The sequence below is a fragment of the Stenotrophomonas sp. SMYL86 genome (assembly GCF_036320025.1).
GTDB classification, from domain to species: Bacteria; Pseudomonadota; Gammaproteobacteria; order Xanthomonadales; family Xanthomonadaceae; genus Stenotrophomonas; species Stenotrophomonas maltophilia_A.
The window spans coordinates 33,690-45,151 of the sequence record NZ_JAWIRU010000029.1 but is presented as its reverse complement, the minus strand read 5'-3'; the positions used below and the strand labels follow the sequence as shown (position 1 = coordinate 45,151).

The following is an 11,462-nucleotide window of genomic DNA, read 5'->3' as shown; positions in this document are numbered from 1 at the left end:
TCGACGTTCGTGTGCGGGATGGGGATCGCTCGACTCGTCTGTCGGCTAGTATCCGCAGATGCATGCTTGACGGTCCCTCCACCCTGGCTCCTACATACCTCGTAGGAGCCGGGAGGAACATACAAGCATGGCTCGACTCTACATGACCGGTAGTCGAGCATGGTTCGACGCTACAGAAGCAGATCAAGGCGCGGCGTTCGCGCCCGGGCGCACGTAGTAGGACTGGCCGCTGTCATCGACGAACATCAGCTCCGGCTTGCCCTGCCAGGAGGTGAGCATGGCGCCGGTGTTGTTCTGGTGCTTGACCATCAGGCTGGCGCCACGGTCCGGGTTGGCGACGACCTTGAATACTTCGGTAGTGCCGGTGGCATCGTCCAGGGTCAGCAGCGCTTCGCCGCCGCGGTCGCTGGTGCCGTAGCCGCCGCGCTCTGAACCGTCGGGGCCGAGCAGGATCAGGCCGGACAGGGCGGTGGCGCGCGGCCCCTGGGTGCGGCCCTGGCTGAGCGGATCGGGAACCGGTGCGCCGAGAATCACCCGTGGCTGGCCGCTTGCATCGTGGATGATCAGCCCGCGTGCCTCGATGATGCGCTGTGGCGATTGGCTGCGATGCAGGTTCCAGGCGGTCCAGCCGGAAACAAGCAGGGCGAGGGTCGAGACCACCAGGGTGGTCAGCAGCAGCGCACGGGACATCGGGTCGTCCTTCCTTGGATGTGCCGACGATAGCGGATGCGGACCGGCAATGGCCAGTTCGTTGTGTGACGTTGTGTATCGTCAGTGGAAATCGCGACTGTGGCTGCGCAGTCCCTGCAGCAGTTCATCCAGGCAGTGCATGCGCTGCACGATGACGTGCTGCACGCCATCGACGCGTTCCAGGCGGCCATCGATCTGCATCAGCTGGGTATCGACCAGCACCCGGTGCTGGCGATCGGCCAGGTGCCGCCAGACCACGGCGTTGATCATGCCGGTCTCGTCTTCAAGGGTGAGGAAGGTGACGCCACTGGCGGTCTGCGGGCGCTGGCGCATGCGCACCAGGCCGGCGATGCGCACGCGCCGGCCATGGCCGTGGGCAGCCAGTTGTGCGGCATCCAGGCAGCCACGGCTGCGCAGTTGCGCGCGCAGGAACGAGATCGGATGGCGGCCCAGCGTGGTGCCGGTGCTGCGGTAATCGGCCTGCATGTCTTCCCAGGCACTGGGCAGCGGCAGCGGCACGCGGGCTTCGGTGGTGGCGCGGGCCTGGTCGAACAGCGGCAACCGGTTTTCCACACCGGAGATATCCCAGCGCGCACGATGGCGATGGCCGCTGAGCCCACGCAGCGCCCCGGCATCGGCCAGCAGGCCCTGCTGGCGGCGGTCCAGAGCGGTACGCTGGCACAGGTCACCCACATCGTCGAACGGGCGCCGCGCACGTTCACGCATGATGGCCTGCACGGCGGGCTCGTTGCAGCCATCGACCAGGCGCAGGCCGAGCCGGATCGCGGCCGGCCCCTTGCTGAAATCCAGCGTGCAGTCCCAGTCGCTGTGGCGCACGTCCACCGGCAGCACGCGGATGCCATGCCGGCGCGCATCCTGCAGCAGCTGGTCGGGGCTGTAGAAGCCCAATGGCTGGCTGTTGATCAGGCTGGCGGTGAACGCGGCCGGGTGATGGCACTTCAGCCAGCAACTGTTATAGGTCAGCAGGGCGAAACTGGCGGCGTGACTTTCCGGAAAACCGTAGTCACCGAAGCCCTTGATCTGTTCGAACAGGTGCTCGCCGTACTCGCGGCTGAAGCCGTTCTTGAGCATGCCGGCCAGCAGCTTCTCGCGATGCGGTTCCAGGCCGCCACGGCGCTTCCACGCCGCCATCGAGCGGCGCAGGGCATCGGCCTGGCCCGGCGTGTAGCCGGCCGCTTCCACCGCCAACTGCATGACCTGTTCCTGGAACAGTGGCACGCCGAGGGTGCGCGCGAACACGCGTTCCAGCCGCGCTGGATAGAGTGGATTGTCTGGATCGTTCAACGCGTCCGGTCCCTGTTCACGCAGGATCCGCCGCCGCTCAAGGTAAGGATGGACCATGTCACCCTGGATCGGGCCGGGGCGCACGATCGCCACTTCGATCACCAGGTCGTAGAAGGTGCGCGGCTGCAGGCGCGGCAGCATCGCCATCTGCGCGCGCGACTCGATCTGGAATACGCCGATGGTGTCGGCGGCGCAGATCATGTCGTAGGTCTTCGTATCCTTGGGAGGAATCGCATCCATGCGTCCTTCGTGCAGGCCATGCTGCTGCAGCATCGCCAGGCACTTGCGGATGGCGGTGAGCATGCCCAACGCCAGGCAGTCGACCTTCATCAGGCCGGTGGCATCGAGGTCGTCCTTGTCCCACTGGATGACGGTGCGGTCGGCCATCGCTGCGTTCTCCACCGGCACCAGGGTTGACAGCGGATGCTCGGAAATCACGAAGCCGCCCGGGTGCTGCGACAGGTGGCGCGGGAAGTCGATCAGTTCGGTGGTCAGCGCCAGCAGTCGCCGCATCAGCGGGGTTTCCGGATCGAAGCCGCGCTCGCGCAGGGTCTCCGGCAGCGGCACATGGCCGCCCCAGTGGTCCATCGCCGCGCCCAGTTCGTTGACCTGGTCCATCGGCAGGCCGAGTGCACGGGCCACGTCGCGGATCGCGCTGCGGCCACGGTAGCTGATCGCCACCGCAGTCAGGGCGGCGCGCTCGCGGCCATAGCGCTTGAATACATACTGCAGCACTTCCTCGCGGCGCTCGTGCTCGAAGTCGATGTCGATATCCGGTGGTTCGTCGCGCTCGGCGGAGATGAAGCGCTCGAACAGCAGGTTGCTGCGTGCCGGGTCGATCTCGGTCACGCCCAGTACGAAGCACACCGCGGAGTTGGCCGCCGAGCCACGACCCTGGCAGAGGATGTCCTGGCTGCGCGCGAAGCGCACGATGTCCTGCACGGTGAGGAAGTACGAGGCGTAGTTCTTTTCCCGGATCAATGCCAGTTCGTGCTCGATCTGTTTGCGTTGTGCCGGTTCGATGCCGCCTTTCCAGCGCCACGGGATGCCGCGCTCGACCAGCACGCGCAGCCAGCTGTCCGGGTCGTGGCCCTCGGGTACCAGTTCGCGCGGATAGGTGTACTGCAGCTGCTCCAGGGTGAAGTGGCAGCGCTCGGCGATGCGCAGGGTCTCGGCCAGCAGTTCGGGCGGATACAGCTGGGCCAGCGCAGTACGCGGGCGCAGGTGGCGCTCGCCGTTGGGAAACAGGCGCCAGCCGGCCTCGGCCACGCTGCAGCGGTGGCGGATGGCGGTCAGTGTGTCCTGCAGGGCGCGGCGGCGGCGCACGTGCATGTGCACATCACCACTGGCCACCAGCGGCAGGTGGTGGCGTTCGCCGAAGGCCTGCAGCTGCTGCAGGCGACGCGCGTCGTCATGCTCATGGTGCAGCTCCACCGCCAGCCACAGCCGATCATCGAAGCCGGTGCGCAACAGTTCCAGATCGATGGCGGCCGGTTGCCGGTCCAGCCACAGGCACAGCAGGCCGTCGGGCAGGCCGAGCAGGTCCTCGCGCAGGCAGCGGTATTCGCCCTTGGCCGCGCGCCGCCGGCAGGTGGTGATCAACTGGCACAAGCCGGCGTAGGCGGCCTGGTCGGTGCACAGCAGGGCCAGCTTCGGCCCGTCCTCGATCTGGAATTCGGCGCCGACGATCAGCGCCACGCCATGCGTCTTGGCGGCCTGCCAGGCGCGCACGATGCCGGCCAGCGAGCATTCGTCGGTGATCGCCAACGCGCGGTAGCCCTGGCCGGCAGCGCGCGCGAACAGTTCTTCGGCGATCGAGGCGCCACGCTGGAAACTGAAGGCCGACAGGCAGTGCAGTTCGGCGTAGCCGGGCAGTTCGCTGTGCATGGCGGCTCAGCCGAACCAGCCGTGCAGCATCCACGGGGCATGTGGATCATTGCGCTCACGGAAAGCCCAGCCGCGCTGGCCATGCGCGGTTTCCACCACGTAGTAATCGCGCCGCGCATCGGCCTGGTCCCACCAGCCCGATTCGATCCGCTCCGGCCCGGTGACGATGCGCAGGCGGGGATCACGCAGCGGTTGCGGCGTGTCCAGCAGCCAGCCCGGACGCAGCGGCCAGTACGACGGAGGCTTGACCGCGGGCTGGGTGCCACTGGCGCGTTCGGGGCGATGGTCGGCCTGCACCGCCAGCGGCTGCACGGCGTCATCGCCGAGCCGCGCCCGCAGGCGCTCGCGCAGCTGGTTCCAGGGCATCGCCTGTGCCGGCCGGGTATCGAAAAGATCCCGCGCAGCGGGCACGAATGGTGGCAGTTGCTCGGCCTGCAGGCGCAGTGCACGGCTGCCGGCGGGCAGGGCAAAGGCTTCCATGCGGTTGCGCGCGATCTCGAACAGCAGCGCGGGATCGCGCTCGGGTGCCAGCAGGCCGATGGTCAGCACGCTGGCCGGCAGCAGGTCATGCTCGAAGTGCAGGTCGAAGCGCTGTACGCCGCCATCGCGCGAGCACAGGAAGGCCGCCAGGTCCAGCAGCAGGCGGCGCAGCGGGAACAGCAGGGCCTGGCTGGATTCGATCTCGTATTCGAATTCGATGCGTGCATCGAAACGATCCGGTGGCTGGTAGTAGCGCAGTGGCGCGGTGGGCAGGCCGCGCAGCGCATCCAGTTGCTGCAGCACCTCGGGTGAGAAGCGCCGGGCCAGGCTGTCGCGCGGCAGTTCGAGCACCGCACCCAGCGTGCGCAGACCGGAACGACCGAGCACGGTCACCGCTTCGCTGGGCAGGCCACAGCGCGGCAATGGCAACTGCGCCAGTGCCGCTGGCAGCTGCTGCGCATCGATGCCGAGGCCGTCGTGGACGTTGGCCAGCACGCGCGCGGCATGCGCGGTGGGCGCGGCCACCAGGCGGTGGCGGAAACCGAGTTCATGCAGTTCGTTGCGTAGGCGCTTTTCGATCGTCAGCCAGTCACCGAACAGGGCGCGACTGGCGCCGATCTCCATGACCAGCGCGTGCGGAAAATCGAGGCTGACCTGCGAGCTGTAGGCGTAGGCCCAACTGGCCAGCAGCTGCCGGGTGTGCTGTTCGGCGTTCGGGTCGTAGTCGTGCAGGTACATGTCCTGCACCAGCACCTGTGCGGCCGACAGCAGCATGCCCGGGCGCAGTCCCGCTGCGCGTGCCGACGGGCTGACCGCTCGCAGCACGCGACGCTGCGCCGGCCCCTGCAGCAGCACCAGTGGCCGCTGCGGGTCCGGCTGCAGGCGCAGCACGCTGTCCAGTGCCAGCTGCGGCAACAACAGGCAGGCCCAATGCATGACGCGGCCTCAGTGGGCGATGGCCAGTGGCAACGGCTGCGCCGGTGGCAGGCCGCCACGGCACTTCAGCACCCGTACCTGGCCGTGGTCGAGCTGCAGGCGCAGGCTGGCCGGGGAGGGATTGCGCGCCGCCTGCGCCTCGCGGAACACGAAGCCCAGGCACTGGCCGCTGTCGGCAGCCACCTGCAGCCGGCGCAGGGCGCGATCATCGGCCTGGTGCGGCCAGCACAGTACCGCCGCGCAGGCGGCCGAGCGCAGGCATTGTTCGGTGGCCCACAGCGCCTGTTTCGGCGCGGCGTGGATGATCTGCAGCTGGGCCAGGTCCAGCCCGGCAGCCGCCCAGGCCGGGGCATGCGGGCGGTAGGGCGGGGCGACCAGCACGATCGGGCGGTCGCGCTGGCTCAGCTTCGCCAGCGCCGGCCAGACCAGGGCCAGCTCGCCCACGCCGGGCGCGGCCTGCAGCACCTCGCACAGCCCGCTGGCCGGCCAGCCACCGCCGGGCAGGCGCGCATCCAGTGCCGGGTGGCCGCTGGCCAGGTGATCGCTGGCCGGGCCCTGGCGGGCCGGGCCGCGCCACAGCTGGCGCCCGTCCAGCAGCCGGTCGAGGGCGACGACAGCACCCATCAGCCGATCCTCCAAGGGAGGCGCCGGGTTGGCTTGAAGCGGCAGGAACGGGCGGAAACGGCAGGCATGGCGCGAGTATCGACGGGCCGGTATCAGGGGCTGAGACCGGACATGCTACTCGCCTTGTGAGTAGAATTACTAATTAAATCGGAAGGTCGGGTTTCAGGTTGCTGAAGGGCTAAAGCATCCACGCATGGCGTGGATCTACCAGGGTTCTCTCCAGTAGATCCACGCCATGCGTGGATGGGAAAACGGTGCCGACCAGGGTCGGCACCTACAGGCACGGGCACTCCCGGTTACGGGCGCACCGGCAGCGCCACCGGGCGCAGCGGCGCGGCATCGCCGCCGCGGATCTTCAGCGGGCCACCGATGAAGGCGAACTCATAGACCTTGTCGCGGGCCAGTTCGTCCAGCGCCACCAGCTCGATGATCGGCGCGCCCTGCTGGGCCAGCAGGTAGGTGTGCAGCGGCACGTAGTCGTCGGACACCTCCGAGGGGAAGGTCTCGAAGCTGAGGTTGTCGGCGCCGACGATCATCGCGCCGCTGTCCTCCACCAGGAAGCGCGCCGCGTCCAGGCCCATGCCCGGCGGGTTGGCCATGTAGGCCTTGGGCTGTTCGAACAGGCGCATGCGGCCGGTGCGGATCAGCACCACGTCGCCCTGCTGCAGCTTCACCTGCTGGCGTGCCAGCGCATCCTTCAGGTCCTGGCGGGTGACGCGGTAGCTGTCCGGCAGCATGTCCACGCCCTTGGCGCCGGCCACGTCGATCAGCACGCCACGCGCGATCAGCGGCGGGAATTTCTCGATGCCGGTGACGTTCCAGCCACGGTCACCGAGGTGCTTGTCGGCCTCGAAGCCGTTCCAGATCTTTCCGTGGATGCCGAAGTGGTTCAGCGCATCGATGTGGGTGCCGGTGTGGCTGTACATCGAGAATGCGGTGCCGGTGTAGCTGCGGGTGAGGTTCATGGTCTCGCCCACGCCCATCGGATCATCCATCACCGTGCCGCGCGGGGTGTGGGTCATCCAGAACTGGTAGTGCGGGTCGCCGGCATCCTGCCAGCTGGGCATGCCGACGTAGTATTCGGTGGCCAGATCATAGGCCTTGCCGCCACTGACCCGCGACAGGATCGCTGCGCGCGAGGCGTCGGTGATCAGGTTGAGGCGGCCGATCTCGTCCTTCGGCCCCCAGGGGCTGGTGCCGACCTGCTGGCCGGAGGGAACGCGTTCGTGCGCGGACACGGTGGTGGAAGCGGCGGTGCCGGCCAGCAGCAGGGCCAGCGCGGTGGCCAGGGTACGTGAGGTCATGGGGAATCTCCTTGCAGGGTGGGGGACGGTGCGGCTCAGGCCGCGACCAGGTGCGCCAGGGCTTGGCGCAGTTGCGGCAGCGGCAGGGTCTGCAGGCGCAGGCCGTTGCCGCCGATCACGGTGGGAATGGAGCGGATGCCGAGGGTCGCGGCTTCGGCACGGTCGGCCTGCACGCGCTGGCGCACTGCGTCGCTGCGCATGTGGTCAGCGAAGGCGCCACGCGGGTGGCCCAGTGCTTCGGCGATATCCAGCAGTACTTCGGCGTCGCCGATGTTGCGGTGCTGGTGCAGGTGCGCCCACTGCACGGCATCGAACATCGCGCCATGGGCGTCGTTGCCACCGAGCATGCCGGCGGCCTGGCAGGCCAGTGCGCCGAGCCAGCCGGACGGATACTCGAAGTCCTGTGCACGCATGCCTTCGATATCGATGCGCGCGGTGTCTTCATGCGCAGCGCAGTCGGCCCAGTGGCGCAGGATGATCGCCTTGGCGCGCTCCATCGAGCCGAACACCTCGACCATCTGCGCGCGCGAGTCCTGCAGCACGAAGCTGCGGTGACGCACCTGGATGCCGATTTCGGCGGAGACCTGCTGCAGGCGCGGGGCCAGCACGAAGCACCAGCCGCAGACCACGTCGTGGAAGAAATCGACCACCGGCGCGGCGGTGGCGGGGGAAGGAACGGAAGACATCTGCCTGCCATCGGTGAGAGGGGAGGCGGCAGATTAGGCAGCGCGGCGTGGCTGAAACAGCACGCCGCGGGCAGCTCAGTTTTCGCTGGCGGTTACGAATCCAGGCCGGCGCAGCCGGGCAGCTCGGCGTGCAGGAAATCGATGAAGGCACGCACCTTGGGCTGCAGGTGGCGCGAGGTGGGATAGACCGCATGCACGAAACGTGGCGGATAGCGATGGTCGGGCAGCACCTGCTGCAGCTCGCCACGGGCCAGCGCCGGTGCCGCCAGGAACGAGGGCAGGGCGCCGATGCCCATGCCGGCCACCAGCAGGTCGCGCAGCAGCAGGCTGTTGTTGACGGTGACGCGCGCGGGCAGGGTGATCGTCACCTGGCCATCCGGGCCGAGCAGCGGCCAACTGCCGGGCGAGTCGGACAGGCTGTAGGCCAGCACGCTGTGCGCCTGCAGCTCGTCCACCGCCTGCGGTGCCGGGTGCTGCTGCAGGTAGGACGGGGCCGCGCACAGCACCTGCTGCAGCGAGGCCAGCCGGCGCGCCACCAGCCGCGAGTCGTCCAGCTCGGCACGCAGCCGCAGCGACACATCGAAACCTTCGCCCACCGCATCAAGCAGGCGGTCTTCCATCACAAGGTCCAGCGACAGTTGCGGATGCTGCTGCAGGAAGCGTGGCAGCAGCGGCGACAGCGTGCTCAGCGCGAACGACTGCGGCGCGTTCACGCGCAGGCGCCCGGCCACGTCGCCGCGCTGTTCGGCGATGCCGCGTTCCAGTGCTTCCAGCTCGTCGAGCAGGCGGCAGCATTCGCGGTAATAGGCGTGGCCGGTTTCGGTCAGGCTCATGCGCCGCGTGGTCCGCTGCAGCAGTACCACGCCCAGGTGTGTTTCCAGCGTGCGCAACTGCTTGCTCAACCCGGCCGGCGACATGCCCAGGTCTTCGGCGGCACGGGCCAGCCCGCCGCGTTCGACGATGCGGCGGAAGGCACGCATCAGGTTGAAGGAATCCATGCCGGTCCCGGGCGCGATGAGGGCGCCATTGTAGATCCACGCCATGCATGGATGTGGGAAACGTGGTGCGTCCATGATGGTCATCCACCGGGGAGCGCGCCGGGTTGCGCCGTTTGTTCAAGCCGGCGGCCCATACGCGGCGCCAGCATGCAGGCCCCTTACTTTCCGGATTGCCCATGAAGCACTGGATGCTCCGCCTGTATGCCCCGTTGTTCCTGCTGGGTTTCGTTGCCGCCGCCGTCGCCTGGATCGGCCACCTCCACGGCGACCCACTATGGCTGCTGGCCTTGCTGGCGGTTGCCATCGCGGTCTCGTTCGCTGCCGAACGTGCCTGGCCGTATGACCCCGCGTTCAACCACGATCACGGCGACAGCCTGCGTGACACCCTGCATGCGCTGGTCAACGAGAGCCTGAACCTGCTGTCGATCGCGGCGGTGCCACTGCTGGCAGCCATCATTCCGTGGCAGGCCTGGCCGCTGCAGTGGCCATTCGCGCTGCAGGTGCTGCTGGCCGTCATCTGCGCCGATCTCGGCATCACCCTGGTGCACTACGCCAGCCATCGCATCGGCTGGCTGTGGCGGCTGCATGCGGTGCATCACAGCGTGACCCGCATGTATGGCTTCAACGGTCTGATGAAACACCCGCTGCACCAGGCGGCCGAAGCGGTGGGCGGCGTGCTGCCGCTGCTGCTGTTGGGCCTGCCGATGCCGGTAGCCGCGGTGCTGGCGTTCGCCATTGCCATCCAGCTGCTGCTGCAGCATTCCAACGTGGACATGCGCCCCGGCGTGCTGGGCCGGGTGATGGCCTGGGCACCGCTGCATCGCTTCCACCACATGCGTTACGGCACCGCCGGCGACGTCAACTTCGGCCTGTTCCTGACTTTCTGGGATCACCTGCTGGGGACCGCCTTCGATGCGCCCGGCTATCGGCTGCAGCAACGCGACCTCGGCATCGGCAGCCAGCCGGACTATCCGCGCGATTATCCCGGACAGCTGCTGGCGCCGTTCCGCGAACTGCCGCATGGCGAGGTGCCGGAGCTGCCGGAAGGTCTGCGCAGGCGCGGATGATGGGGCGTGTCAGGCTGCGTGCAGCTGCAGGCCCTGCAGCTGCGCGGCACTGATGCCGAACATGCGGCGCAGGCTGCGCGACAGATGGGCCAGGTCAGCGAATCCGGCCGCGTGCGCGCTGTCGGTCAGGCTGTGCCCGCGCAGATGATGCATCAGTGCGCTGCGCAGCCGTTGCCACAGCACCCAGCCGCGCAGGGTCACCGCCAGATCGGACTGGAAGCGTCGATGCAGCTGGCTGGTCGACAGATGTGCCGCCTCGGCGATATCGGCGGCTGGCACCGGCCCGGGCAGGTGCTCGGCGATACGGGACAGCGCGGCCTGCACGCGGCGGTCCAGTGGTTGCGGGCGGCTCAGCTGCGGCAGCCGTTCCTGCAGGGCGGTGATGTCGGCCGGCAGGGTGTGCAACTGCTGCTGGATCTGTTCGGGATCGGCATGCGCCGGTTCGAGGAACAGCGTGCAGCCCGCTTCCGGCGCCGACAGAATTGCGTGCGGCTGGAATGACGGCAGCCACAGCCGCTGACCCTGCTGCTGTACGCCAGCGACCTCGACCTGCCAGAGCGCGCCGTCGCTCAACAGCAGCTGATGGGCGTAGTGCGCGTGCGTATCGCTGCCACCGGCGTGGCCCTGCAGTACGGCCACGTGAGCATCCAGCAGCAGCGTGCCATTCCAGGGCAGGGCGGGAGAGGACATGGAGGAATTGTAGATCCACGCCATGCGTGGATGGACCTCCACCGGAATCGAATATCTCGTGTTGATTTGAAAAGCATCCACGCATGGCGTGGATCTACTGGCCACCAGCCAGCTGTCGAAGGCGGGGCACTGTGGGTTTGCGGGGTGTGAGCCGCATGGATGCGGCGACCAAGGCTACATGGACGTACTTGCGCCGTCCCCGCAGACCCACAGTGCCCCGCCATCCCACGGAATGCGGCATTTGATTCTGCTGTAGCGTTGGCCGTTGCCTCTGCGGGTGCCGGGCGCAGCCCGGCCGTCACCTCACCGCCCCTGCGGATCCGGCCGGTGATGCACGTACTCGACCACGGTGCCATCGGGATGCACCGCATTGAACGCCGCCCCGGTCGGTACCACCTGCAGCGGGAAGATGATTTCAGCGCCAGCCGCCACCAGCTTGTCGTGATAGGGCCGAACGTCATCGACCAGCAGCGTCCCCGTGGTCGAAGTGAACGGCGCCAGCGCCGCCTCGCTGCCCTCGATCAACAGGAACGCACCGACCATCGCCAGGCGCAGGCCGGCCTCCGGAAACGGGAACCCGGCATCGGCCACCACGCCCTGCAACTGTTCGTAGAACGCCACGCTGCGCTCCAGCTCACCGGGGGCCACGAACACCCGGATCAGCACGCGCGGCGCGCGCTGGCTGGAGGTATCACAGCGGTCGCGCCAGAGATGATCGAAGTCGCGGTGTACGGTCATGGGCTCGATTCGTGGCCAGGGACCCTCATTATCAGCAGCCTCGCGCGGCGCGCTGAT

General features: G+C 68.2%; 10 protein-coding genes. 1 reads left to right on the top strand and 9 read right to left on the bottom strand.

The genetic code is table 11. The features are described 5' to 3' along the window. Window positions 1-183: 183 nt before the first annotated feature. The 7 genes from V3B64_RS21120 to V3B64_RS21090 form a co-directional block, all read right to left on the bottom strand. On the bottom strand, window positions 184-690 hold the full coding sequence (locus V3B64_RS21120) for a hypothetical protein (protein ID WP_012511394.1): 507 nt from the start codon (window positions 688-690) through the stop codon (window positions 184-186). 81 nt (window positions 691-771) lie between these two features. Continuing rightward, window positions 772-3,882, bottom strand: a complete 3,111-nt coding sequence (locus V3B64_RS21115; RefSeq protein WP_329914902.1) for an error-prone DNA polymerase — start codon at window positions 3,880-3,882, stop codon at window positions 772-774. 6 nt (window positions 3,883-3,888) lie between these two features. Further along, window positions 3,889-5,298 carry a DNA polymerase Y family protein gene (locus tag V3B64_RS21110; RefSeq protein WP_329914901.1) on the bottom strand — a complete coding sequence of 470 codons (1,410 nt, stop codon included), beginning with the start codon at window positions 5,296-5,298 and terminating at the stop codon, window positions 3,889-3,891. A 9-nt stretch (window positions 5,299-5,307) separates the two neighbouring features. Beyond that, window positions 5,308-5,922: a translesion DNA synthesis-associated protein ImuA gene (imuA, locus tag V3B64_RS21105; protein WP_014037572.1), complete on the bottom strand. Its 615-nt coding sequence runs from the start codon at window positions 5,920-5,922 to the stop codon at window positions 5,308-5,310. Window positions 5,923-6,218: 296 nt separating this feature from the next. After that, window positions 6,219-7,226: a cyclase family protein gene (locus V3B64_RS21100; protein WP_121503546.1), complete on the bottom strand. Its 1,008-nt coding sequence runs from the start codon at window positions 7,224-7,226 to the stop codon at window positions 6,219-6,221. Between the two features lie 35 nt (window positions 7,227-7,261). Continuing rightward, entirely contained in the window at window positions 7,262-7,912 is a 651-nt protein-coding gene (locus tag V3B64_RS21095; protein WP_329914898.1) for a DsbA family protein, read from the bottom strand. A 92-nt stretch (window positions 7,913-8,004) separates the two neighbouring features. Continuing rightward, window positions 8,005-8,955, bottom strand: coding sequence for a LysR family transcriptional regulator (locus V3B64_RS21090; RefSeq protein ID WP_329914896.1), 951 nt, complete (start codon window positions 8,953-8,955; stop codon window positions 8,005-8,007). Between the two features lie 131 nt (window positions 8,956-9,086). On the opposite strand from V3B64_RS21090, the gene V3B64_RS21085 reads away from it, so the two are divergent. Continuing rightward, on the top strand, window positions 9,087-9,977 hold the full coding sequence (locus V3B64_RS21085; RefSeq protein ID WP_121503544.1) for a sterol desaturase family protein: 891 nt from the start codon (window positions 9,087-9,089) through the stop codon (window positions 9,975-9,977). Window positions 9,978-9,986: 9 nt separating this feature from the next. Here the strand turns inward: V3B64_RS21085 and V3B64_RS21080 are convergent, their stop codons facing one another. Next, window positions 9,987-10,691 carry an AraC family transcriptional regulator gene (locus tag V3B64_RS21080; protein WP_121503543.1) on the bottom strand — a complete coding sequence of 235 codons (705 nt, stop codon included), beginning with the start codon at window positions 10,689-10,691 and terminating at the stop codon, window positions 9,987-9,989. Between the two features lie 279 nt (window positions 10,692-10,970). After that, window positions 10,971-11,405: a glyoxalase/bleomycin resistance/dioxygenase family protein gene (locus tag V3B64_RS21075; protein ID WP_049429041.1), complete on the bottom strand. Its 435-nt coding sequence runs from the start codon at window positions 11,403-11,405 to the stop codon at window positions 10,971-10,973. Between the last annotated feature and the right edge of the window lie 57 nt (window positions 11,406-11,462).